At 41.3% G+C, this 25,316-nt stretch carries 25 protein-coding genes; 13 read left to right on the top strand and 12 right to left on the bottom strand.

Annotated features, from left to right (window positions below):
* Nucleotides 1–22: 22 nt before the first annotated feature.
* From H5182_RS09355 to cyaY, 6 genes are all read right to left on the bottom strand, one after another.
* Complete coding sequence (locus H5182_RS09355) at nt 23–1,132, bottom strand: heme biosynthesis HemY N-terminal domain-containing protein (RefSeq protein WP_182759928.1); 1,110 nt, start codon at nt 1,130–1,132, stop codon at nt 23–25.
* Nucleotides 1,129–2,994 carry a uroporphyrinogen-III C-methyltransferase gene (locus H5182_RS09360; protein ID WP_145239938.1) on the bottom strand — a complete coding sequence of 622 codons (1,866 nt, stop codon included), beginning with the start codon at nt 2,992–2,994 and terminating at the stop codon, nt 1,129–1,131. The genes H5182_RS09355 and H5182_RS09360 overlap by 4 nt, the downstream gene beginning before the upstream one ends.
* Entirely contained in the window at nt 2,995–3,933 is a 939-nt protein-coding gene (gene hemC / locus H5182_RS09365) for a hydroxymethylbilane synthase (protein ID WP_149982317.1), read from the bottom strand.
* Between the two features lie 62 nt (nt 3,934–3,995).
* On the bottom strand, nt 3,996–4,898 hold the full coding sequence (locus H5182_RS09370; RefSeq protein ID WP_145239940.1) for a DUF2914 domain-containing protein: 903 nt from the start codon (nt 4,896–4,898) through the stop codon (nt 3,996–3,998).
* 25 nt (nt 4,899–4,923) lie between these two features.
* A complete protein-coding gene (locus H5182_RS09375; RefSeq protein ID WP_149982182.1) occupies nt 4,924–5,580 on the bottom strand; it encodes an alpha/beta hydrolase in 657 nt (218 codons plus the stop codon).
* Nucleotides 5,577–5,900 carry an iron donor protein CyaY gene (gene cyaY / locus H5182_RS09380; RefSeq protein ID WP_145239944.1) on the bottom strand — a complete coding sequence of 108 codons (324 nt, stop codon included), beginning with the start codon at nt 5,898–5,900 and terminating at the stop codon, nt 5,577–5,579. Before cyaY ends, H5182_RS09375 begins: the two co-directional genes overlap by 4 nt.
* 148 nt (nt 5,901–6,048) lie before the next feature.
* On the opposite strand from cyaY, the gene H5182_RS09385 reads away from it, so the two are divergent.
* From H5182_RS09385 to H5182_RS09420, 8 genes are all read left to right on the top strand, one after another.
* The gene (locus H5182_RS09385) at nt 6,049–6,243 is read left to right on the top strand and encodes an LPS translocon maturation chaperone LptM (protein ID WP_149982183.1); all 195 of its coding nucleotides are present in this window, start codon (nt 6,049–6,051) and stop codon (nt 6,241–6,243) included.
* On the top strand, nt 6,243–7,496 hold the full coding sequence (gene lysA / locus H5182_RS09390) for a diaminopimelate decarboxylase (protein ID WP_149982184.1): 1,254 nt from the start codon (nt 6,243–6,245) through the stop codon (nt 7,494–7,496). The genes H5182_RS09385 and lysA overlap by 1 nt, the downstream gene beginning before the upstream one ends.
* 62 nt (nt 7,497–7,558) lie before the next feature.
* Nucleotides 7,559–8,389: a diaminopimelate epimerase gene (dapF, locus tag H5182_RS09395; protein ID WP_145239950.1), complete on the top strand. Its 831-nt coding sequence runs from the start codon at nt 7,559–7,561 to the stop codon at nt 8,387–8,389.
* Complete coding sequence (locus H5182_RS09400) at nt 8,386–9,018, top strand: DUF484 family protein (RefSeq protein WP_182759929.1); 633 nt, start codon at nt 8,386–8,388, stop codon at nt 9,016–9,018. Before dapF ends, H5182_RS09400 begins: the two co-directional genes overlap by 4 nt.
* On the top strand, nt 9,015–9,980 hold the full coding sequence (locus H5182_RS09405; RefSeq protein WP_145239954.1) for a tyrosine recombinase XerC: 966 nt from the start codon (nt 9,015–9,017) through the stop codon (nt 9,978–9,980). Before H5182_RS09400 ends, H5182_RS09405 begins: the two co-directional genes overlap by 4 nt.
* A gap of 12 nt (nt 9,981–9,992) precedes the next feature.
* Nucleotides 9,993–10,706, top strand: a complete 714-nt coding sequence (locus H5182_RS09410; protein WP_149982187.1) for an HAD-IA family hydrolase — start codon at nt 9,993–9,995, stop codon at nt 10,704–10,706.
* A 17-nt stretch (nt 10,707–10,723) separates the two neighbouring features.
* The gene (locus tag H5182_RS09415; protein WP_145239958.1) at nt 10,724–11,836 is read left to right on the top strand and encodes a retroviral-like aspartic protease family protein; all 1,113 of its coding nucleotides are present in this window, start codon (nt 10,724–10,726) and stop codon (nt 11,834–11,836) included.
* 8 nt (nt 11,837–11,844) lie between these two features.
* Nucleotides 11,845–12,201, top strand: a complete 357-nt coding sequence (locus H5182_RS09420) for a HopJ type III effector protein (protein ID WP_145239960.1) — start codon at nt 11,845–11,847, stop codon at nt 12,199–12,201.
* Here the strand turns inward: H5182_RS09420 and H5182_RS09425 are convergent.
* Both H5182_RS09425 and H5182_RS09430 read right to left on the bottom strand, forming a co-directional pair.
* A complete protein-coding gene (locus H5182_RS09425; protein WP_145239962.1) occupies nt 12,194–12,604 on the bottom strand; it encodes an N-acetyltransferase in 411 nt (136 codons plus the stop codon). The two genes, H5182_RS09420 and H5182_RS09425, sit on opposite strands and share 8 nt — an antisense overlap.
* Nucleotides 12,605–12,651: 47 nt before the next feature.
* Entirely contained in the window at nt 12,652–12,957 is a 306-nt protein-coding gene (locus H5182_RS09430) for a DUF6482 family protein (protein ID WP_182732290.1), read from the bottom strand.
* A gap of 85 nt (nt 12,958–13,042) precedes the next feature.
* Here H5182_RS09430 and H5182_RS09435 point away from each other — a divergent pair, with 85 nt between their 5' ends.
* The 3 genes from H5182_RS09435 to H5182_RS09445 all read left to right on the top strand — a co-directional run bounded on the left by H5182_RS09435 (nt 13,043) and on the right by H5182_RS09445 (nt 15,412).
* A complete protein-coding gene (locus tag H5182_RS09435; protein ID WP_145239966.1) occupies nt 13,043–13,735 on the top strand; it encodes a pseudouridine synthase in 693 nt (230 codons plus the stop codon).
* A gap of 81 nt (nt 13,736–13,816) precedes the next feature.
* Nucleotides 13,817–14,191, top strand: coding sequence for a BlaI/MecI/CopY family transcriptional regulator (locus H5182_RS09440; RefSeq protein ID WP_145239968.1), 375 nt, complete (start codon nt 13,817–13,819; stop codon nt 14,189–14,191).
* Between the two features lie 9 nt (nt 14,192–14,200).
* Complete coding sequence (locus tag H5182_RS09445) at nt 14,201–15,412, top strand: TonB family protein (protein ID WP_182759930.1); 1,212 nt, start codon at nt 14,201–14,203, stop codon at nt 15,410–15,412.
* A 235-nt stretch (nt 15,413–15,647) separates the two neighbouring features.
* On the opposite strand, the gene H5182_RS09450 is transcribed toward H5182_RS09445, so the two are convergent.
* Entirely contained in the window at nt 15,648–16,031 is a 384-nt protein-coding gene (locus tag H5182_RS09450) for an MAPEG family protein (protein ID WP_182730742.1), read from the bottom strand.
* Nucleotides 16,032–16,303: 272 nt separating this feature from the next.
* Between H5182_RS09450 and H5182_RS09455 the strand changes: the two genes are divergently transcribed.
* Entirely contained in the window at nt 16,304–17,185 is an 882-nt protein-coding gene (locus H5182_RS09455) for a DMT family transporter (RefSeq protein WP_145239974.1), read from the top strand.
* A gap of 56 nt (nt 17,186–17,241) precedes the next feature.
* Here the strand turns inward: H5182_RS09455 and H5182_RS09460 are convergent, their stop codons facing one another.
* The 3 genes from H5182_RS09460 to H5182_RS09470 form a co-directional block, all read right to left on the bottom strand.
* Nucleotides 17,242–17,559: a multidrug efflux SMR transporter gene (locus tag H5182_RS09460; RefSeq protein ID WP_149982191.1), complete on the bottom strand. Its 318-nt coding sequence runs from the start codon at nt 17,557–17,559 to the stop codon at nt 17,242–17,244.
* Nucleotides 17,559–19,091, bottom strand: a complete 1,533-nt coding sequence (locus H5182_RS09465; protein WP_145239976.1) for a bifunctional GNAT family N-acetyltransferase/carbon-nitrogen hydrolase family protein — start codon at nt 19,089–19,091, stop codon at nt 17,559–17,561. The genes H5182_RS09460 and H5182_RS09465 overlap by 1 nt, the downstream gene beginning before the upstream one ends.
* Nucleotides 19,092–19,399: 308 nt before the next feature.
* Nucleotides 19,400–21,691: a penicillin acylase family protein gene (locus tag H5182_RS09470; protein ID WP_182759931.1), complete on the bottom strand. Its 2,292-nt coding sequence runs from the start codon at nt 21,689–21,691 to the stop codon at nt 19,400–19,402.
* 254 nt (nt 21,692–21,945) lie between these two features.
* Here H5182_RS09470 and H5182_RS09475 point away from each other — a divergent pair, with 254 nt between their 5' ends.
* Nucleotides 21,946–25,311, top strand: coding sequence for a response regulator (locus H5182_RS09475; RefSeq protein ID WP_182759932.1), 3,366 nt, complete (start codon nt 21,946–21,948; stop codon nt 25,309–25,311).
* Nucleotides 25,312–25,316: the final 5 nt, after the last annotated feature.

Below are 25,316 nucleotides of genomic sequence, written 5' to 3' on the forward strand. Positions count from 1 at the left end.
TTCAGGCCTCAACTAACTGTAATTACAAATAAAGGTCGAGTGCTTTTTGTGGTTGTGCGCTTTTACTATAACTAAGCTGTGCTTGTACTAAATATTCTTTGCTGTTCTCTGTGTTTAACGCTTTATCGAACACCCGAGCAGCAAGCTCATACTCACCATGAGCATTAGCTAAGCATGCAAGTGCCAGTAACAATGCTTGATTATCCGGCTCTTTTTTTAAAGTATCTTGTAAACTCGCCTGTAACTTTAATGCGTCTCCAGGGGCGGACACTTTTAATATATGTGCAAGCTCAATATGCTGCTCTGGTTTTTTCAGCATTTTAAGTAAACTTAATTCAATCTCATTTAAACGCCCAGCTTTTGCCATCGCAGCTAAGTAACAGCTATGCGCTTTTACTTTTACGTTTTTAGATAGTTGCTGATACTTATCGGTTAATTGCGATTCTGGCTGTGCCATAAAGTAGGTGGTTAATAATATCGACCATTGGCTATCTGTTAACGCTTTTTTACTTAGTAAACGCGGCATAAACTGCTCAAGCGCAGTCCATTTTTGCTGTTGCACAAGTACTTCGGCATACAATTTCAGCTCCAGCGCGGTGGCTTTTTTAGCTTCCGCTAACGCTTTTAATTCACTGCTTACTGTGCTGCAATCACCACTGGCTAACCAGAGTTTAGCCGCTTTTAGTTGGTTTGCTGGCGATATTTTCTCAAGTAATCCAATCGCTTTGCTTGTGTCATTATTTTGTAAAGCCGCTTTAGCTAGTAACGCATAGCGCACATCTTGCCAATTATCAGCCACGCTATTGTTTCCCAATGCCAGTTCTAGCTGCTCGCTATCACCATTAATTAAGCTCCATACACCTTGCTCAATCGCCGCTTGTTTACGCTCTTCACTGCGGGCAAAAAAACGATGGCGAGTATTGCTGTATAAAGACAAAATATAACGAATAAGCTTATAAGTTAAATACAAACCCAGCGCGATAACCAAAATGGTCACGCAAAAAGCGACGATAGACCCTTCAATAGTAGTTTGATTAAACGAAATTAATACATAACCCACTTCACCTATTAACATAGGCGATAAAGCAAGTAATACAGCAACTGCTATAATAACCAATATTAAGCGGATCATTTTGCCCACTCCTTGATCTGCTCAGTACTTTGCAAAGTGATAGCTGGACTAAAGTTTAACTGCTCTTTGCTCAACTCCTGCAGCGCTTTAAGCGTACTTTTAGTTAGTGCTTCATCATGTTGGAAATAATCTTTTACTAATACTTCGGCTTGACTCAGAGCAGTAAAATAAATACTGGCTTGTTTAGTCAAAAGCGCATCTTGAGCTTGCGATAAATATAAACTTAATCGCTGTTGGATCAAATGACGCTCGTACTCTGTCAATAAAGGTTCAATAGCGATATCTTCACGTTGGCGAATTTTAATAAAGTTATCTTTAAATTGCTGCCACGAATTAGCTAAATTTTGCTGCCAATCACTAACGTTTTCGCTCAATACATGTTGCTCTTTTTGATCTACTTCTTGTGGTAATGCCACCGCATTGAAAACGAGCTTATCTACTTGCCCAAGTACACCGTGCAGCTTTAAATAAATTGCTTCTATTGCAACCGGCTCAACAGTGCTAAGCGCTTGCAAATCTTGATATATTGCTTGGCGAATAGCGCCAGTTCCTGGATGCTCTGCTAATAACGTATCTAATCGAGTTAATACTGCCGCCGCTCCATTATAATCATGCTCAGCCCACAGTTTAAACTCAGCCATACGCTGCAAACTAGTCACCTCTTGTGGATTAAGACTATATGTTTGTTGCTCTGCACGCTGCAAGGCGGCTGCTAATTGTTTTGCCGTGTTATCTGCATTTTCAGCTAAGCTAGCAGCAACTTTTTGCTCACTATTAAACAGCGCTTGTTGCAAGGTTTGCTGCGCAACTTTCACTGCTTGCAGCTCTTTACTGAGTAATTGGTTGTCAGCTGATAACTGATTAACTAACAAATTTGCTTGCTGTTGTGTATGAAGTTTTTGGTAAAACTGAAAACCAACACCAGAGGCCACAATCAACGAGATAAGTAATGCTAAGCTGCCAGTTTTACTTATTTTTTGTTTGTTGTTTTGGTTCGTTTCTTGTTTCATAGCAAAGTCTTTTTTTGTTGCCGAAGGAGAGTCTGCAACCTTAGCACTCGCCTTGGTTGAACTGCTTGGCGTTGCTTTAGGGTCAGCAAGCTGTGATGTTGGCTTTGTATCTTCACTCATAATGTTACCTTCGCTAATACAAGTAAACATAGCGCTATCGCTTGCACCTGCAGCAATGTGTATATTTGCCGAGTCAATCTGTTGCGCCGCAAGGTATTCACTAATGCGAGCACTGGCAACATAAAACTGGCACTGTCTGATCCACTCTAATTGTTTTGCGCCCAGTTCACGAAAAATCGCATCAACTGCCGCATTACTTGTTATGACTATACCTTTAACATCAAGGCTTTGCCAGTGGTCTAGCCAGTCAGTTGCATTACCTTCTACAGGGCCTCGTTGATAAACCACTAAATTATTTAAAAATGCCCCACGTTGCTTTAAGTTTTTTGCAATCGTTGCTCGGCCATCTTTACCTTTGACCAACACTATATTTAGACCATCAACTTGCTGTAATGATTTTAAAGCCAGTAATCCTTCAGAATCATGCAGTTTAGGCACGGCTGCTCGTACGCCAAATGCCTGCCAAATGGCTTCTGCCGTTTGTTCACCTACGGCATAAAATTGCGCTTTAGTATTGATATCGGGTTTAAGTGCCAACAATGCTTTGACAGCATCTTGGGAGATAAAAATAATTTTATCTGCATTCAGTAAAGGGGTCAGTTGAGTATTATCTGGGGTTAAGTAATCAATTTTCAAAACCGGAAATAAAGTCGCCTGATAACCCCCTTGCGACAGTTGCTCTGCAAGGTCGGCGCCTTTTCCATGTGGGCGAGTTATCAGGATCTGTGACATTTATGCGTCTCTATATACTTCAGCTAAAATTTTATCTGCGCCTAAAGCAAGTAACTGTTCAGCCAGTTGCACACCAAGCTGTTCAGCATCAATTGCTTTACCACTGATCTCAGCGCGTAAAATTTCGCTGCCATCAATTGCGCCCACTAAACCACGTAAATGTACTTGCTCGCCATCAACTAAAGCATAAGCGCCAATTGGCACTTGGCAACCACCTTCTAAACGGCGATTCATTGCACGTTCGGCATTAACACGAATACGTGTCTCGTTATGCTCAAGTGGTGCAAGTAACGCTTGGGTAACCTCGTCATCAATACGGCATTCAATACCTACAGCGCCCTGACCATTCGCTGGTAACGATTCTTCTGGTTCAATAAATGCTTTAATACGGTCATGCATCTGTAAACGAATTAATCCAGCAGCAGCTAAAATAATCGCATCATATTGGCCATCATCAAGCTTAGCTAGGCGAGTATTGACGTTACCGCGTAAATCACGAATTTCTAAATCAGGACGCAGTTCACGAATTTGACACTGACGACGCAAACTCGATGTACCAACAATAGCACCTTGTGGTAGCTGTGCAATGTTGGCAAAGGTATTTGACACAAATGCATCGCGTGGATCTTCACGTTCACAAATTGTATGCAGTGCTAACCCTTCAGGAAAATCAACAGGTACATCTTTCATTGAATGCACAGCGATATCTGCACGGCCATCTAACATGGCCTGCTCAAGCTCTTTAACAAATAGTCCTTTGCCACCGATTTTTGCAAGTGGTGTATCAAGAATAATATCTCCTTGTGTCGACATTGGTACTAGCTCAACAGTAATGCCGGCATGGAAATGCTCTAGCTGTGCCTTTACAAATTCAGCCTGCCACAGTGCTAATGCACTTTTACGCGTAGCGATACGAATAAGTTGAGGTTTTTTTGTCACGTTTTCAGTCATAAAAGGAGTCCAATTAATTTTCTTTGCTGAGCCTAAAGGTGAATAAACACTTACTCAGCTAAAATGCGAAATTCTTTTTGTGCCAATAAATGGCCCTGTTCGTCAACAACATCAACACGCCAGTTGCCAACTTGTTCAGGTAAAATAGTTTTATTAGAGTAAGTGCGATACCGAGGAGACGTTACACCAAGCTCAATACTAGCTAGCACTTCATTTTCATAGCGCCAAACATGCTTGACCGTCTGCCCTTGCATATTTTTAAGCTCACTAAAAAATGCCATTGTTTCAGTAAATTCATTTAAACGCACATCCGCTTTAAAAACATTAACGGGCTCACGATCAACCACTTCACGGGTCAATACTGCGCGGCTTACTTTGTCGGTATCAATTTTTGCACCAAGAGCAACGCTGGCAATATGTGCGGATGTAGCAAAACTATCTGGTTGCTCCGCACTAACGTCACTTTCTACTGGCTCATTATTGGTATTTGTAGCAACAATAGTATTAGCTGCAAGTGCTTGGCTTTGTTCGGGCTGATTACTATCAACAATTTGCTGTTCTGGGCTATCAGTTATCATCGCCATTTCTAGCGATTCACTTTTATCATCCACTACACTAGCATCATTACCATCATCAGCATTAATATCAGTGAGTGTCGACGCTTCGCTGACTACCTCAAACTCTGTATTGTCTGCTACCGTTGTTGAAGATGCTAAAGGCGCGTCTTCTTCGCTTGTCTGTGCAACAGACTCGGGGCTATCAAGGGGTTGTTGTTGATCATTTTGCTCAGCATTTACGGAGCTCAACAGGCTATAAGTAAAAATAACTAACGCAAATATCATAAGTAGCGTAACGGTAACAATGCGCTGCCAATGCCATTGATAGGTTACCTCAGGCGCGATAGGTGCAGCCTCTCGACTCATACTTGCAGTGATCACTATTTTTTGTTTCATTTTAGCCTCGGCTACTCAACACTATTTAACTTAAGCGCGCGATCAACCAGTGGCGAATAGCCATTAGTTCTTCCCCGCAGAGCTGATGGCCCATTGGGTAATCTTGCCAACTTACATCCATGTTATGCGTTGTAAGTATGTCAAACGCATGACGACCTGCATCATAAGGTACTACTTGATCTTGGCTACCATGAGCCATAAATACCGACAAATCTGTATGTTTAGCTTCAGCAGTTAACTTATCTGGCACGCACATATAAGTCGAAAGCGCCATTACACCTGCCAGTTTCTGAGTTAAACGCGGTGCTAAATGTAGCGCAATAACGCCACCTTGAGAAAAACCAGCCAATATTATTTTATCTGCAGGAATACCTTTACCAAGCTCTTGCTCAATCAACTGCTCAACCTTCGCCGCTGATTCGCGTACCCCAGTTTCATCAGCGCGCTTGTCTAGATCCATAGATTTAATATCATACCAAGAACGCATTGCCATACCACCATTTATGGTGACCGGTTGTACCGGAGCATGCGGGAACACAAACCGCACACCTAATTCATCAGGCAATGCAAGTTGCGATGCGACAGGTAAAAATCCATCGCCTGAATCGCCTAAACCATGTAACCAAATAATCGTTGCTTGATGCTGGCCTTTTGCCGCGTATTCTACAAACTCTAAACTCATAGTGCTGATTGCCATTCTACCGTTTGGCCAGCTTGACGCGTTGTTGCTTCATTCATAAACTGCCAAAATTCTGCGCCCGAGCGATTATCAATCCACTTATCGCCACGCAATTCAAAATGGTGACCATTAAACTTAGTCGCCACCCATACTTGATGCAAAGGAGCTTGCTTATTAATCACAATTTTACTGCGGTCAGCAAAAATAATCTCCAAAATACCTTGTGCAGATTCATAGTCTAAGTCAGCTTCACAGTCATCCACTTGTTCTTCAATGGTAAACATAAGAGCTTCGGCTAATTGGTGGTATTCATGATCAGTCATTATTGTTTCCTTTTACGGGCATTTAGCCAGATATTCGGTACGAATTGCATGCAGCTAGTGTAACAGGAATAAATTCATCCGCGAATAGCTGCATTTTTTAGATATTCTGTTAATCTGCGATTATAAAGCCAGCAACACGATTAATCTAATGAAAGAGATGCATCTTAAACAATTAAAACGACTTTCCCCACTTGGTGTACTACTCATCACTTTAGCTGGCTGCGGACAAAGCGGGCCACTATATTTGCCAGAAGATAAAGCCGAGCCAAATAAACCACAACAAGTAACAACTCCAGTTACGCAAACACAGTCATCAACAACTGAATCGAAACAGGACCAATAATGGACTTTTTTGACTATAAAAATAATCAGCTGCATGCTGAAGACATCGCTGTCAAGGAGCTCGCCGCACAATACGGTACGCCTTGTTATATATATTCTCGCAAAACCTTTGAGCGTCATTACCTTGCCTTTGCACAGGCCGCGACCAATCATAAAAACTTAGTTTGCTATGCTGTAAAAGCCAATTCAAACATTGCTGTTTTAAATGTGCTGGCACGCTTGGGCTCAGGTTTTGATATTGTTTCTAAAGGTGAGCTTGCCCGCGTCATTGCGGCCGGAGGCGACGCTAGTAAAGTGGTTTTTTCAGGGGTTGCCAAAACAGCAGACGAGATTGCCTACGCACTCAAGCTCGGGATTAAATGTTTTAATGTTGAGTCTGTCTCAGAGCTAGATCGTATTTCACACGTTGCCAGTGAACTTAATTTAGTCGCGCCAATTTCAATTCGTGTAAACCCTGATATCGATGCGAAAACCCATCCGTATATTTCAACGGGTTTAAAAGAAAATAAATTCGGTATAGATATTCTTACTGCAACAAGTGTTTATCAGTATGCTGCGTCATTGCCTGGCCTAAAAATCACCGGGGTTGATTGTCACATTGGCTCACAGCTGACTGAAATCAAACCATTTCTCGAAGCACTAGACAAAGTACTGGCTCTAATTGACGATTTAAAAGCCAACGGTATTGAACTCAGCCATTTAGATATTGGCGGCGGTTTAGGCGTACCATACAATGGCGAAGCGCCACCGCATCCAAGTGAATATGTGGCACATATCACCGATCGTTTAACTGATTATCAGCACTTAGAGCTTATTTTTGAACCGGGCCGTGCGATTGCTGCCAATGCGGGTATTTTGGTTACAAAAGTTGAGTTTATAAAACAAAACCAAGATAAGTTTTTTGCAATCGTTGATGCCGGTATGAACGATATGTTGCGCCCTGCTTTATATCAAGCATGGCAAAAAATTGTGCCGGTAACGCCTCGTAATGACGACACACCCACATACAACTTTGATATTGTCGGTCCGGTGTGTGAAACCGGTGACTTTTTAGGTAAAGATCGCCTGTTAGCCTTACAACAAGGTGATTTACTTGCCCAGCGCAGCGCTGGTGCCTACGGCTTTACCATGAGCTCAAATTATAACTCACGGCCACGTGTGGCAGAGATCATGGTCGATGGCGAGCAGAGTCATTTGATCCGCGCGCGTGAAACTCTGGAAAGTCTATGGCAAGGCGAGAAAATTTTACCATAAACTTTTTGTAACGAGGCTGCTCTGTGGCATGATTAGCGCAGAGCAACCCGAATTAGAGCGCTATGTTAGTTAATTTTTCAAAAATGCACGGCCTGGGCAACGATTTTGTTGTAATTGATAACATTACACAAAACGTTTTCTTGTCACGAGACCAAATAAAAAAACTGGCAGATCGCCATTTCGGCATCGGCTTTGACCAACTATTAATGGTTGAAGCGCCTTATTCTCCCGATCTTGATTTCCATTATCGTATTTTTAATGCTGACGGTAACGAAGTAGAACAATGCGGCAATGGTGCTCGGTGTTTTGCCCGTTTTGTACGGATGAAAGGCCTTACTAATAAACATAAAGTCACCGTATCTACCAAATCAGGTAATTTAACCTTATACATCGAAAAAGATGGCCAAGTCACCGTCAACATGGGTCACCCTAATTTCGAACCGAGCAAAATTCCACTCAAAGCGACTAAGCGTGAACTGACTTATATTATTCGAGCAGAAGAACACACCGTATTTAGTGGTGCAGTATCAATGGGTAACCCACATTGTGTACTTGAAGTTGATGATATAGAGACAGCTGACGTCAGCACTTTAGGCCCGCTACTTGAAAATCATGAACGTTTTCCACAGCGCGTTAACGTGGGCTTTATGCAAGTGATTAATTCTGAGCATATTAAATTGCGAGTTTGGGAACGTGGCGTTAACGAAACGCTCGCCTGCGGTACAGGCGCATGTGCAGCAATGGTAATTGGCCAAATTCAAAGTAAATTATCCACCACAGTACAGGTCGATTTACCGGGCGGTAGTTTGCAAATTCGCTGGCAAGGTGAAGGCCATCCAGTGCGAATGACTGGCCCTGCAGAGCATGTATTTGATGGGCAGGTCGCTTTATGAGTAACTCAAACGACAAAGTAACTAGTGAGCAAGTGAGTGAGTTTTTACAACAAAACCCATTGTTTTTAGCTCAAAATCCAGCACTATTAGCCCAACTTGAGCTGCAGCAAGCGCAAGGCGCAACCTCATTAGTGCATATTCAACAGCGTCAATTGCGTGAACACAACACCATGTTGAAAAGCAAAATTGACAGCTTAATTAAGCACGCAAAAGAAAATGAGCTAATTTATAGCTTGTTCAGCGAGTGTCATCGCCAGCTTTGGACTAACTACGACTTTAAAACTTTAGCAATAAACTTACGCAATATTATTTGTACTAATCCGGCGATTAATGAATGCCACTTGCTTAAGTATGATAAAAAGTTTGCGCAACTAATTGAACACCGCTTAGAGCATAATGGCGTTTATCTAGGTCGCGTAAATCAGCAAGAGCGAGATTTACTGTTCAGCCCTGCTACACAATCAACTGCGCTCTATTTAATTGGTAACAGTCAGCACCCTATCGCTATTTTGGCCTTTGGCAGTGATGATGCAAACCACTTCGAACCGGCAAAAGATAGTTTATTTGTACTTGAGTTTGTTCGCTCACTGCAACTTAGACTGTTGGAATTGGAACTAGAGCGGGCATGAGCGAGCAGCAGCCGCCAAATGTTGATCAATTATGTGACAAACTAAGCGATAAGTGGCGCACGCCAATCCTATTATTTAGTGATTATCTGCGCTTCGAAAGACAATACTCACCACACACTATCAGCCAGTACACCAGCCAACTTAACTTCGCTGCATTGTATTTCAGCAAACTGTGTAATGATTGGTCAAGCGTACAGGGTGAGCATATACGCCGTTACAGCATGCAGCTTAGAAGCAAGCAACTAAGTGGCCGTACGATTAGTTTAAAGCTCAGCTGCATTCGCAGTTTGTATAAGTTTTTAAAGACCAAAGATAACAGTCAACAAAACCATTATCATAATCCGGCAGAAGCAATCAAAGGCCCCAAGTTTGCCAAACCCCTGCCTAAAAACCTTGATGTAGACCAAATGGCACGGTTACTTGATATTCACGATGATGATCCTCTTGCAGTTCGCGATCAGGCGATGATGGAGCTGATGTATTCGTCTGGCTTACGAATTAGTGAGTTAGTTGGTGCCAATATACAAGATATAAATCGCAGTGCGGGGGAAATATTAGTCCGCGGTAAGGGCAACAAAGAACGCCTGTTACCAGTGGGAGGCAAAGCGCTAGAATCATTAAATAAATGGCTTAAACTACGCCCTCAATTTGCTCATCCAGAAGAAATTGCAGTATTTGTCAGTAGCAAAAAGTGCCGTATTTCAGCACGTCACGTTCGACTTCGCATGCAAGAGTGGGGAATAAAACAAGGTATTAGCAGCCAAGTACACCCACATAAATTACGCCATTCATTTGCATCACATATTTTAGAATCATCGGGTGACTTGCGAGCAGTACAAGAGTTACTGGGTCACAGCAGTTTATCGGCCACCCAAGTGTATACCCATTTAGATTTTCAGCATTTAGCTAAAGTGTATGACAACACGCACCCTCGCGCTAAAAAACGTTCAAATACCGACTAGCAAGGAGCTTATATGATCCGCTTTAATCGTGCCATTTCACCTTTTACCGTATTGAGTTTTGACTTAGACGACACCTTATACAATAACCATCCGATAATTACAGCAGCCGTTCAAGCACAGATAAATTATCTAAATGCATTGCCAAACTGGCAAGCACAAGGTAAAGACTATTGGCAACAGTGCCGTGAGCAGGCGCTACTTGATAACCCCGAGTTAGTCGACAATGTTACGCAGTGGCGCAAAAGCACTCTGCGTACAGCACTGGCAAAGCTCGGTTATCAAAACGCAGAGCTCGAACACCATGCTAATAATGCTTATCAAGCATTTGCTGATGCCCGCAGCCAAATTGTAGTGGATGATAAAGTGCTCGATTTACTTTCACAACTGAGTAAACGCTATCGCTTAATTGCTATTACCAATGGTAATGTAGAAATTGAACGTTTTAACTTAAATGGTGTATTTGAACTGGTTTTACAAGCAGGTATTCACGGTAAAGCTAAACCTCATACCACGATGTTTGAACAGGCCGCCGCCGCGCTTGGCGTCCCAACCCAGCACATTTTGCACATTGGTGATAGTTTAGACACCGATGTACAAGGTGCGCATAATGCGGGTTGTCAGTCACTTTGGTTAAATGACCAACCAGCTAAATATGCCTACAAAGGCTTAGCCGATATTGAAATAACTGATATTCAAGCGCTTAAACACTTTTTAAGCCAGCCATAATATTCTAGGAGCGAGCAATGAAAGGGACTGCTGTTACTAAATTTATCACGCTGCTGCTACTGCTATCAGTGGCACTTAATGGCTATTTATTGTGGCCACAACAGCAAGCAACAGCCCCACAAGCAGCCGTTAAATTGTCGCCATCAGTTATCGTTGAAAACAATCAGCAATCACTCTATCAGCAAGCTCTACAGCAATTTAATCAGCGACAGTTTACGGCTGCCTTAGCCAGCTACCAAGCATTAACTACAAGCCAGCCATTACAAGCTGAACAACTTTACTTTTTATGGTTAGATAAACTCGATAACTGGTTAAAAAATAATGAGCTCACAGTTGCTGAGACTTTTTTGCAATTATTTTTAAATAGCTATCCATACGATATAAATATGTTACAGCTTGATGCCGAACGTTTAGTGAAAAACCAGCAGCTACACCAAGCTATTGTTGCGTTATTATCATTGCAATCACTTGCCAATGAAAGCCAGCAAGCAGCCATTAATATGCGTTTAATACAATTGACCATGGCACAAATAAAAACGCTTACAGAGCAGCACGCGTGGCAAAAAACCATTAATCAAACCTTAGTGTGGCTTGATTATGATAACGAAAATCCTAATTACTTATTCGCACTCGCTAATGCGTATTACCATCTCGGTGACCTGCTAAGCGCGCAAGCAACATTAGATCGCTTTCCTTTGGAGCATCCATTACAAGCGAAAGTTGCTGAATTACAAACACGCATAGCACAAGCGCAAAGCGGTATTGATCTGGTGCCATTACGTCCATACGGCGCACACTATTTATTAGATATGCAAATCAACGATGCGCTCAACACCCAACTAATGATAGATACCGGGGCAAGCTTTACCGTATTACCAAATAACGTATTTCAAGCATTACGGCCAATACCCGACTATATTGATAGCTTAAGCATCAATACCGCCAACGGCCAAGTAATCGCAAAACGTTACCAACTTGATTCAATTTTAATTGGCCAGCAATATATTGAAAACTTTGAAGTGTTAGTAATTGATAACCATAGTGGGTATGGATTACTCGGCATGAATTTTTTACAGTTGTTTAAATTTAATATTAATCAACAAACTAATCAGCTAGAGTTAGCTAAATAAGGATGACTATGACACTCAACGATTTTTTAAGCCGTCTGGCTAATGAGCCACACACCATTGCATTTGCCGATACGATGGCAGTGATTGAAGCAAACTATACTTTTACAGCCTGCGCATTCAATAACCACGGCTTAAAAAGTGCCGTTGGTGAAAATAATGGCTCATGTAAAATTTTTGCTTTTGCTAAACTAAACCAACTAAGTAAACAAAATACTCTAGATTGCTTTGGCGCGTTTTATCGTGATGATGTACTTGGCAATCCTAATGAGCACGATCACATGAACATTCGCACATTTATGTTAGCACCAGAAGTAACCCCCTTCTTGGGCATTACTTTTGATGGCGAACCATTAACAGCTAACTAAGTGATTTTTCCATAAAGTAGCGGGTGCCAGAGCGAGGATAATTATCGAGTTGATATTTAACTTCATAACCACGATGTTCATAAAATGGTTTAGCTTGAAAATCTAAAGTATCAAGCTGAACTTGCAGCGCACCTAACTGCTTACCCTTTAATTCGATCGCGCTAAGTAACTTACTAGCTAGGCCTTGACCGCGTGCTTTTTCATCACACCAAAGCCAATTTATTTGTAACCAGTTACCAAATAATTGAGCAGCTACAGCCGCCACGACTTGCTGATTTTCATCAACAAATTTACACCCCAATGGCAGTCTTTGTGCATCAAAGTGAGCTTGATTATAAGCAACTATTTGCTCACGCAATAACTGTTCTAATACCTGTGAATCATCATTTTCAAACTGATACATGGTCGCTTTTTTACCAAGTTAAAAGGTCAGTTTAAATGACTAATAAGTTAATATAAATGATTTTTACCGTAAGGCACCTCAAGCATATTACTGCCCACTTTTTCAGGCTGGCCACACATTTCATCGTATGCGCTGGTATGACGCAATACCATTTGCGCATAACTAAGGTGGTCGAGTCGTTTTTGAATATGCAATGGGCTTAAGCCACGAATAAACTCCCCCTGCTCATCCGTTACATAATACTCAACATTGTTGATCATCACCGACACTTGGTATAAAGCCATTTCCAATGAGTGAACAATAACTTTTTGCAAAGGCTGATGGTTTTTAAGTTCTGATAATTTTATCGCCATGGTGAAACCCTTTTTACAGTGGATTAAGTTATCTGTACGTTGCTTTGATATACTTTGATCAATTTAAACCGAAGCGACTTAATTTATGAGCGAGAAAACTCGTCTAGCTAAATACCTTGCCCATGCTGGCGTTTGTTCTCGTAAACAAGCCTCGCGGCTGATTGATGAAGGTGTGGTGAGCGTAAATAACCGCCCAGCCAATCATATTGATCACGTTGATGATAACGACGATATACGCGTCAATAACACGCGCGTACAAGGTAAAGCAACGCGCGTTTATTATGCCTATCACAAACCGGTAGGAATTGATTGTAAACTCAATCAACATGACCCTAGCAGCTTAATTCACCATCTACCAACAGACACCCGCGTATACCCCATTGGCAGGCTAGATAAAGATTCTCGTGGTCTGTTAATACTGACTAATGATGGTGAATTTTGTAATCAGCTGATCCATCCTGACTTCCACCAGCCAAAACGTTATTTAGTCACTGTTGATAAACCGCTTAATGATGGCTTTAGCCAAAAAATGGCAAATGGTGTGCCTGTTGATAAACATATCACACTGCCATGCACCGTGGAGAAAGTAGCCGACTGCCAATTTAGTATTATTTTAAAGCAAGGGCTGAATCGCCAAATCCGAAAAATGGCCCATTACTGTGGCTATAAAGTGATTGATCTTTACCGAGAACAAATTGCCGAGCTTAATTTGGCCACCCTAAGCCTGCCAGAAAATACCTATCGTAAAATAAATAAATCTGACATTTTAAAAAACTAATTATTTTTATATAAAATAGTTGCAAAGTTTGATTACAGGTGTAATCTTAAGTTAAAGATTACACCTGTAGGCAATATATATATGATTGAATTATCAAAAGCAGAATTTGAAGTGCTCGATGCACTTTGGCTGAACTACCCTGCTACAGCAAGCCAAATTATCGAGCGTTTAAGCGATGATAAACAATGGCACGAAAAAACCATTAAAACCTTACTCGGTCGGTTAGTAAAAAAAGGCGCACTCAGCTTTGAAAAAGATGGCCGCCAGTATATTTACACTCCTTGCATGGAACGCGCTGAATACACGCTAAAAGAAAGTCAAAATTTTATTGAGCGTTTTTTTAGTGGCCGTATCGCGCCGTTAGTCAGCGGTTTTGCTAAATCTGAGCAACTTTCTCAACAAGACATCAACGAACTTAAAAAGGTGATTGATGACTGGGAAAAACAGCAAAAGTAAGGGCTTAATATGTTAGAAAACACCTTTAACTGGCTTCTTGAGCAGCAACTATTAATCAGCTTACTGATACTCAGTTTGCTCGTTTTAGAACGCTATTCACTAAAATGGCTCAATGCTAACTTTGTCTATAAGTTATGGCTAATGTTACCAATCACATTACTGCTAGCAAATATGCCAGAGCATTTTAAGCCGCTGCCAAACAACGTCATTAGCACTATGCTGATCAGCCCCAAGCAAGGTTTTTCAACAACGATTAGTATTAGTTGGGTACTAGTTTATAGCGCTATATTTAGCATACTGGCGTTAACTGCCATCGTGGTACACCTGCGGTTTATCAACCAATTACGATTAACCAATCTTGATGATAAAGTGCTGATTGACGCACATCCCGACATGCAACTATTACAAAGTAGCGCCGTTAGTACACCAATGGTTATAGGGCTATTCAGTAATCAGCTAGTCCTACCAACCGCCTATACACAACACATTGATAGCACTGCGTTAACGCTGATCATTGAACATGAAAAAGTACATATAAAACGCGCCGATAATTTATTTAATACGCTGGCATTAATGGCCACATTGCTGATTTGGTTTAATCCACTGGCTTGGCTTGGCTACATGAACTTTAGACGCTTGCAAGAGCTGTCGTGCGACGAAAAAGTACTGACCAATAAAACTACTCAACAACGCATTTTATACAGTAAAGCTCTGATCAACTGTGCAGCAAATAGCCGTGCAGGGTTAATAGCTTACTCACACTATGGAGATAAAAACACGATGTTACAACGACTCAATCAAATCAAACACACCGGCAATAGCTCAATGATTGCCAAAGGCGCTTTACTTATTTTTGCAGCGGGTATGATCAGCAGCTTTGCTATCGCAAAACAACCTGAAGCAATAAGTAAGGTGCAAGCTATTTCACCCATCATGCGTATTGAGCCTATTTACCCGATACAGGCAGCTGAACAAGGTATCAGCGGTTCAGTAGTATTAAAATACGATATTAGCCCAGCCGGAAAGACACAAAATGTGTCGGTTGTGAATGCCAAACCTGAAAGAGTATTCGATAAAGAGGCAAAAAAAGCGCTAATGCAATGGCAATATAAGCCTTCAAATTCAGGCTTTAAAGATGTATTGGTACAGTTAGACTTTGCAATTGACAGTAATTACAAATCAGAAGAACTGATTGAAAAGGTGACTGTTGCGGCTAAGTAAATTTTAACAACCAAGACCCTAAAGCAAGCGCCTTATTGAAGCCGCTTGCTTTAGCGTTTTAAAAAACAAAGCTTATACCAATCGACTTAAATATTTAACCATTCTAGCGAGCTAAATAAAGCACTAACTGCGTTATAATTTTTTCAAGTAGAACAACTACATGTCAAAATTTACGCCTTGTTATCACTGTATTTATCTGTCGCTATAAATGGTCAGTAACTTAACACGATTGGTATTACAAGCACACAACAATCATAGCGACTGCAGCAGCTAAACCAACCAGCCATGATAAAGAACGCAGTACGTCTAAATTTAGATAGTAAAAAGCACAATATAGAACGCGGGCAATAATATGAGTAATGGCTAATAGCTCAGTAACTTGGTGAACATTATTGGTGCCCAGCACGGTGGCTAACGCTACAGCAAACACGGCCAATGATTCAAAACAATTTTGATGTGCCGCCAGCGCCCTTGCGCCAAATCCGGTGAGCTTAGACTGTTGCTCTCTTGGGTGCTTATTATCGTAGCCATCGAGCTTGTTCATTGCAAATGCCACGGGGGCCTTGGCAAAGTAAGGCATCAGTACAGCAAGTAGTGCGCAAATAAGTAATATCGTCATCGTTACTCCTAATCATAGTTTTCATTAACTTAGCACAGCTAAACTGATCGCGTAATTGACTTGAGTAATAAAAAAGCCGCAATGACTTATATGAATAAATACAAGGCATTGCGACTAACAATAACATCGCGATAACTATAGCCCAAAAAGTTGGATTTGCAGCTGTGGCATATTGTCGCAGCAAAGATATTTTCATTTTATGGAATCTTAGTTCGCTTTAGAGCCCTGGCACTGGTAACTTATCCGCCTCTGTGAATTGCTGTTTTTTCATTATGACTTGGATCTTTTTAACTATTTTAGCCGCTTTTATGCAGTCGTGGCGCAACGCTTTACAAAGTAAACTAAGTGCGCATGTGAGTGTTGCAGGCGTCACCTTAGCGCGCTTTATACTTGCAAGCCCACTTGCTTTGGCATATCTCATTTCATTATATCTCTATCAAGATGCTCCCTTACCCACCTTCAACCTAGCTTTTATTAGCTACATTGTCGGCGCGAGCATAGTGCAAATTATTGCAACAGGATTAATGGTGACGTTATTTAAAATGAATAACTTTGCTGTTGGTGCTGGTCTTGCAAAAAGTGAAGCTCTCGTTGCGGCTATACTAGGAGTATTATTTTTTGGCGCAACGCTATCTTTATTAGGCTGGCTTGGCGTGTTTATTGGCTCAATTGCAGTATTACTATTAAGTGGAATTGCTAACATTAAGCACTTTAGCTTAAAAACAGCCTTACTAGGCTTGGCCTGTGGGACAGCATTTGCACTTTCCTCATCATGGATACGCGAAGCAAGCCTAAACTCAGGTCTGTCGTTTCCTTATTCCGCAGCATGGGTTTTACTGCTTATTATCAGCCTGCAAACTATCATGCTATGTGGTTATATTACAGTAAGGGAACGCTCAACATTTCGCGCTATGTGGAACCATAAAAAAACCACCAGTGCGGTGAGTTTTTTTAGCTGCATAGGCTCGATTGGTTGGTTTAGTGCGATGAGTTTACAGCATGTTGCCTATGTCAAAACCTTAGGGCAAGTAGAAGTATTTTTTACAATCTTGATCTCAGTTTTATGGCTCAAGCAGCCTTTAAAACGTCAAGATACCGCAGGGCTGGTGTTAATTGCTATAGCCGCAGTATTAGTCATGTTACCTTCGATATAAACAACAAAGGCGGCTCACTGCAACGTGGCCGCCTTTCGATTTTTTAATTCACTGAATTAATGGCTGATTTTCAATGTGATAACGCCGCTAATAATCATTAATACACCGGCAATACGGCCGAATGTTGCTGCATCATTATAAAATAGTATCCCTACTAAAAATGTTCCTGCCGCGCCAATGCCTGTCCACACTGCGTAGGAAGTCCCCATCGAAATATCACGCTGTGCCAGCCATAACATAAAACCACTGGCGACCATAAACGCCACTGCAATGCCAATACCTAACCAGCGATGTTCACCCTCTTGCGACATTTTTAATCCTACAGGCCAGCCAATTTCCAGCAAGCCTGCAATAATTAAATAAATCCACGCCATTAATTTTCTCTCTTTTTCAATATTACATCGTACAGATCTTCACGACGATCTTTTAAGTTACGCACCGTGCCTTCACTGTGCAGAACTTTTAATTTATCCATATCTAAATCACTAAATAACAGCATTTCAGTATTGGGGGTTGCTTCATTAAGCGTAGCATCATGAGGGAACGAAAAATCAGACGGTGTTAATACCGCTGATTGTGAATACTGCACATCAAGACTTTCAACTTCTGGTAAGTTACCTACCGATCCGGCAATAACCACGTAGCATTCGTTTTCAATGGCCCGCGCCTGCGCGCAGTGGCGTACTCGTAAATAACTATTTTTGGTGTCGGTCCAAAATGGCACAAACAGAATATCGAGACCTTGTTTTGCTAAAATACGTGACAATTCAGGAAATTCAACATCGTAACAAATTTGAATACCCACGCGTCCAGCATCAGTATCAAATACCGCAATTTTGTCACCACCTTGAATCACCCAGTCATTTTGTTCATGAGGCGTGATATGAATTTTACGTTGTTCGTCAATTTTACCACTGCGATGGCATAAATAACTGACATTATAGATTTTATCGCCTTCAGCAAGCGGCATTGAGCCGGTGATAATATTCGCATTATACTCAATCGCCATACGCGACATCGCATCACGAAAAGTCTCCGTGTATTCGGCTAAATAACGAATAGCCTCGGTCTGATTTCTTTGCTCTGTAAGCCCCATTAGTGGCGCATTAAAAAACTCCGGAAAAAGAATAAAATCACTTTTGTAATCAGACACTGTGTCTACAAAATATTCGACCTGCGTGAGCATTTCTTCAACCGACTCAACACTGCGCATTTGCCATTGCACTGCGCCTACTCGCACTATCGACTTCGTTGATTCAAGTACCGTGTCGGTCGGTTCAAACATAATGTTATTCCACTCAAGTAGCGTGGCATAACCCACCGAATTTTGATCTTCCGGTAAATACTTTTTAAGTAAGCGTTTAACCTGGAAATCATTCGACAATTGAAAACTTAAAATTGGATCATACAGCTCTTTATGATCGACTTTGGCAATATATTCTGTTGGACTCATGTCACTGCTATGATTGTAATAACGCGGAATACGTCCGCCCGCCAAAATAGCCCGCAGATTATACTGACGACATAATTCTTTACGCGCATCATAAAGCCTGCGCCCTAAACGCATACCACGATGAGTAGGCGAAATAACCACATCTAACCCATACAGCGCATCACCATCGGGGTCACTAAATACCCGGTCATGGCCGTCAACAATATCTTCATAGGTGTGCGGATTAGAAAAGCGCGTGTAATCAACTTGCACACTCAACGCAATCCCTACCAGCACGCCATCATCCACCATGCCCAACTGCCCTTCAGGGAACTGGTCAATCAGTCTAAATATAGTATGGCTTGGCCATGCACCACCTAAATCTGGATAAGCCTGATCCATCAAAGTTTTTACTTGTGGATACTGCTCTTTAGTTAAATTACAAATCTCAAGATGGGTTTTTTCTGCCGACATACACAACTCCTTTAGGCGTAGGACATTAAATTTGATAGTTCAATACGCGCATAATACGTGATCAGCTCTGAACGCTTGCTTAGTGCAGCATACCTAGCGCTGGTTTATTTTTAAGATAGCACCAACAACAGTGTTGAAGTAAGTATAAGTAGGTATAAATTTTTAGTTTTACACCTCTTTGCTCAGCTAACATTAACGCTGGTTTAGCGGTTTTCGACCTAAAGCTTAGGTTAATTGCACTTTATAAGAGTAAAAGTAATGGCCGAAATCAAGCGGCCACTACCTCAAAACAAGGTGGCTTTACTCATTTAAAGCTCATTTGCAGGTAATATTGTGATCTCATGCATTAGTGTTTGCGGTAATAGCGGCGTTGGTTTTGCAGCTACGTAGTCATCAAATCCTGCGCGATAAAATGGCGATAGTGGATGACCTGACTGGCCACCGGGAATGGCCATTATGGCGTTTTCTAAATGCCCAGGTTGAGCAATAAATCGCTGTGACGCACCAAAACTACGCCCCTGCACTGCTGGCATATAACTGTCGCCAAATCCTGGCGCTGTCGGCATATTTAATAATTTACTTAGTTGTGGTATTTGCTGTGCGAATGGATGCTCAATAACCAATTCATTAACTGTCCCCCACTGCCAACCTTTTAAGTTACTGCCAAACTCTTTACTTAAATTACTGACAACTTGACTAAATGAATCAGTTAATTGTGCATCCCAATCAGCAAATTGTGGATTTAACCAGCTATCTGGTTGCTGTTCAATAAGCTGCCATATTGCCGGCTCTAAATCACGTTTAACATACTTTAATGAACCGCCCTGAGCCTGTAAATTTGCTTGCATAGCCGTAAATACACTATTGATAACTTCATCACGATAACGCCTAACCAGCGTGTAGCCTATTGACGTTGCACAGGCGCAACCTTGCCAGTTCTCTAACTCTTTTATGTACTGCTGATTAGCCGAACTATTTCTATTAAGCTGTTGCAGCAATAAGCTATGCCACGGTTGTAAAAAGCGCGCCTGATTATCATGCTGCAACTGGTTAAAATTAGCTTCATTAAAATGTTGCTTTTCATACAATCTATCACGAATTTGACTAGATCGTGCTCCCAAGGCATAACCACCATTACCAAAACGCTGGTCATCCAAAGCCGATACAACGCGAGAGTTCCCAGTCCATAAACGGCCATCAACAGGATTTTTAACTTCCGGCCTTTGCTGTTCATTATGCTGCCAAAGTGTTGAGTAGTCATTTTCCTGAACAGCTAGTTCACTGGGCTTAATACGCCCTGGAATGGCTCCCATATTTTTCCAACCCGCATTGCCTTGGCTATCTACCACCATTAAGTTTTGTACTGGAATACCCACTTCACTGGCAATCAGCAGCGCGTCATCGACAGTGGTTGCTTGTTCTAATTTCAATAAATCCATATCGACTGCATAAGGTTGATGGCCAACCCAGCTAAGCGCATAAGGCTTGCCATTTATTTCTCGCACTGGACCATACTCACTCAATGTCAGCTTATATTCTTCAATTGACCCATCGGGTAGTGCTATTTGCTCAACTTCTTGCCATGTTTTACTGTTATCAGTTAATGCTACCCAATCGGCAGTATCGAGGTAACCATTAGTAAATCCCCACGCAATATTGTTATTAGTTCCCACCACAATTGCTGGTGCGCCAGGCAAGGAAACCCCTGTCACTTGGCTCACTTTTCCTGACATTGCATAGTTAAGTTGCGCACGATACCAAATAACCGGCACCGCCATCGACAAGTGCATATCATCCGACAGCATCCCAGCACCTGTGGTAGTTAACTGCCCAGTCACCGCCCAGTTATTACTACCACGTTCTTGATTTACATCAATCCTGAGTAAAGCTTGTAAGGTTTGCTTAGGAAATTCAGGAATAGTTAAATTATAAGGTGCGAGTGTGCTGCCATCTAAAGCCGCTTGATATTGACTGGGTTGAGTTAAAAAACTGACCATTTCTGGGCCATAAATATCGGCAATTTGAATTAACGCTTGGTCACGTTCAAAGGTCGCCGTTTGTAAATCTAAGTACATACTGTAAATCACTAACAAACTGTCTTCACTGCGCCAAGGCTTTTGCTCAGCGCCTGTTAGTAAATATTCAAAACTGCTAAAACCTACCTGTGCTAAGCCTTCGTTAACGCCAGCGGCATAACTTGTTAATAATGCTTGATCTGCTTGAGGCAATTGCTCAACAATCGCAGCGCTGCGTTTTCGTAACTGGTGGAAGCGCATTTTTTTATCCAAACCTAATGCTGCTTTACCAAACAGTTCACTCAACTCACCTGCAGCATTACGGCGCAACAAATCCATTTGAAAAAATCGGTCTTGACCATGTGCGAAACCTAAACCATACGCAGCATCAAGGCGGTTCTCAGCTGAAATAACTGCTTGACCCAGTTGGTCTCGGGAGATTTTTACCGCTTGGCTGACGTGGTTACTACGCCCATTACCATCAAGCGCCGGTAAGCTAATTGACAGTACACCATAAATAACTGCTGTTGCAGCCAATCCTAAAATTACGATTGCTAACACCAACCACTTGATAATTTTAAACATGAACCAGTCCTTTCACTCTTAATTAGCTCTATCATAACCATAGTTTTATGAAAAATAATGCGCTTAGTTCGTTTTTAGATAAAATAAATCACTGTAGCAACAACCAGCTTATATGAAGTTATTCTTAATACTTTCCCCACATAACGTGCGGTTATTTAAATAAAAAACAAATAGCTCAATTGATCGGACTATTTTTATTTCCGTGATAAATTGACTATAGTTGAACAGCCAAATATTAAAAGCACAAGTCGCTAATGCCATTGTTAAAAACAGATGATCACAAACAAGTCTACAAATTTAAACTGATATTTTGGTGCTCGCTCGTTTTTATTTTATTAATCAGTTTAGTGCTTGATCAGATCAGTTATAAACGTGCCCAAGAATCTCATCGACTATTAATTTTATCTGAAGTAAGTAGCTACCGTACTCAACTTGAATCAACATTAGTATCGAATATTCAATTGGTGCGTGGTTTAGCTGTTGCAGTTGCTGCAGAGCCTAATTTAGATCAACAACGTTTTGCCCAAATTGCCGCGCCATTATTCGACACCTCATCTGAATTACGCAATATCGGTGGTGCACCTAATATGGTGATCCGCATGACTTACCCATTGGCAGGCAATGAAAAAGCCATAGGGCTAAACTTTTTAGAGAACAAAGCACAACGTGCAGATGCAATTCGTGCGCGTGATAACAATGAAATAGTTATGGCAGGCCCACTTACATTAGTGCAAGGTGGTGAGGCATTAATTGCCCGAGTCCCTGTGTACCTTCCCCCTGACAAGCATTTTTGGGGACTGCTCTCGGTAGTACTCGACATAGACAAAATATATAAAAAAGCGGGTATCTACGAACTAGAAGAAGACTATGATGTTGCCATTCAAGGACGCAATGGCTTGGGTCTAAAAGGAGAGTTTTTCCGCGGTAAAGCGGATATTTTAGAGCGAAACCCTCTGGAATTTACTTTAACCTTTCAAGGTGGCGAGTGGGAAATTTTTGTTACTCCTAAAGTTGGTTGGGAACCTCCAAATTCTGCGATTTGGCCGCTGAGATTAGCAATATTTACTATTTGCGGGCTATTAATTTTAGCCTTTCTATTATTCTTAAAAATGCTCAATCGCCAGCTAAGAAATGAAAAAATGCTAGTGACAATGAGTAGTCTTGCAAAAATTGGCGCTTGGTCATTTAACCTTGAAACACAACAAGTATATTGGTCAGATATGACCAAAAACATTTTCAAATATCCACTAGACGAACAACCTGATTGGCCAACGAACTTTTCTTACTTTAAAGAAGGCGAAAGCCGTGACACGATAAAAAAGCTCGTTGAGCGAGCAATTAAATATGGTGAAAGTTACGAAGTTGAGCTCGAAGTTATCGATTCTAAAGGTAATGCTTTATGGGTGTTAGTGCATGGTGAGGCCGAAATCCGTAATGGCCGCTGTATTAAGATTTTTGGCTCTTTACAAGATATAAACGTCCGTAAATGCATTGAATTAGAAAGCAGTAAAACCGCTTTGCACAATGAGGTACTCGCCTCACTTACCGTTAATAACGCTGTGTTGACTGGTAATTTAAAACAAGCAAAAGATATTATTACACAATCAATTTGCGATGCATTTAATGTTGAACGTGCCAGTATATGGCTGTTCAATGATGCAAGAGATCAACTGCAATCATTTGCCAATCATGGTAAACACGGCCCAGATAACACCGTGTTACCAGCATGGCAGCAAACTGAGTTAAATAATTTTTTTACAGCCATTGATAACCAAGCTGTGATCCGCGCTTCAAATGCACTGAGCAATAAATTTACAGCCCCGCTTACAGCGCTCTATTTAGCTCCTTTCGACATAAAATCAATGCTTTGTGTATCTATCCCTACAGGAAGCGGGGCGATTGGTATTGTTTGTGCTGAGCATTGTCAGTATCCGCGGGTATGGTCGCGTAACGAAGAAAGCTTTTTAATTGCCGTTGCCGCTTTAATTGGCAGTTTATATTCTAGCGAGCAACGTATAGAAACCGAGCAACAATTAGTCACAGCAAAAGAAGCAGCGGAACAAGCTGTAACCGCTAAAGGTGAGTTTTTAGCGAGCATGAGCCACGAAATTCGCACCCCGATGAACGGTGTGCTCGGGATGCTTAATATTGTGCAACAGACTAAGTTAGATCCTCAGCAAGCGCATCATATTGAATTAGCACAATCATCAGCGCAATCGCTGCTTAATATAATTAACGATATTCTGGATTTTTCAAAAATTGAAGCTGGTAAATTAGATATCGAAGAGATTGCCTTTAATTTACCGAAATTACTCGGTGAAGTGGTCGAGTCATTTGCCCTTAAAGTAGAGCAACATAATACTAAACTGATTTTAGATGCCACTAAAATTAATGTAAATAAGATTGTTAGTGACCCAAATAGGCTTCGCCAAATTATTAATAATTTACTCGGTAATGCCGTTAAATTTACTCATAATGGTGAAATTATCGTGAGCGCAAACTTAAAAAATACCACTAACGGGACTTTTTTAGATTGCTCAATTATTGATACCGGTATTGGTATTAAAGCCGACAAACAAGCTTCGTTATTTGATTCTTTCACTCAAGCCGATACCTCAACTACTCGCCAATATGGCGGCACAGGCTTGGGCCTGGCGATTGTTAAGCAGCTGTGTAATTTGATGGATGGAGAAATCAATGTCACGAGTGTTTATGGCCAAGGCAGTACATTTACTTTTTCCATTAAAGTACAGCCGCTACTGGGTAAAGAACAAGACTTACCGAGTCATTTAATTACAAACAAACATATTTTAATTGTCGATACTTGTCCGTTAAATAGCTCAATTGCGCAAAAACAACTGAATGTGTGGGGGGCACGTGCGCATATCCTCAAAAACTACCTAGCCTTGAGTTACTATCTCAATTCGAGCGATGAATTGATTGATGCTGTGCTGCTTGATTATAGCTTTTTTCAGCAAGCCGGCGCCGCTGCAATTAATGCATTGAAAACTTACCTAAGCGAGCATCACGTAAAACTGATCCTTATGGCACCAATGAGTTTCTCACAAGAAGCACATGCAAACTTGCCAATCGAAGCCGATTGCATGATTTTTAAACCACTGACGCCTTCGGACTTGTTTGATTCTTTGGCGAATGAAAAATTTATCGAGCAACAACAAAATAACAATGCACTACCAGCAAGTATTGCAATCAACAATACACACTTTGTAAATCAAGACAAAATCCTGCTGGTAGAAGACAATAAAGTAAATCAAGTCGTTGCCTGTGCATTACTAAAACAAGCAGGCATAAGTTTTGATATCGCTGAAAATGGTCTGGAAGCTATTGAAAAACTAAAAAACAAAACCACAGAACCATACAAGCTATTGTTAATGGACTGCCAGATGCCAGAAATGGATGGTTACCAAGCAACTAAGGCTATCCGTAATGGGGATGCGGGTGAATACTACAAAAACGTAACTATTATTGCGTTAACCGCAAATGCTATGCAAGGCGATAGAGATAAATGCCTCAGTGCAGGAATGACTGATTACCTAACCAAACCACTCGATTTTGATGCGCTTAATCCGAAACTGCAACAATGGCTTGGTAAACAATAAAGGTG

It is taken from the genome of Pseudoalteromonas sp. SG44-17, from assembly GCF_014164235.1.
GTDB lineage: Bacteria > Pseudomonadota > Gammaproteobacteria > Enterobacterales > Alteromonadaceae > Pseudoalteromonas > Pseudoalteromonas rhizosphaerae.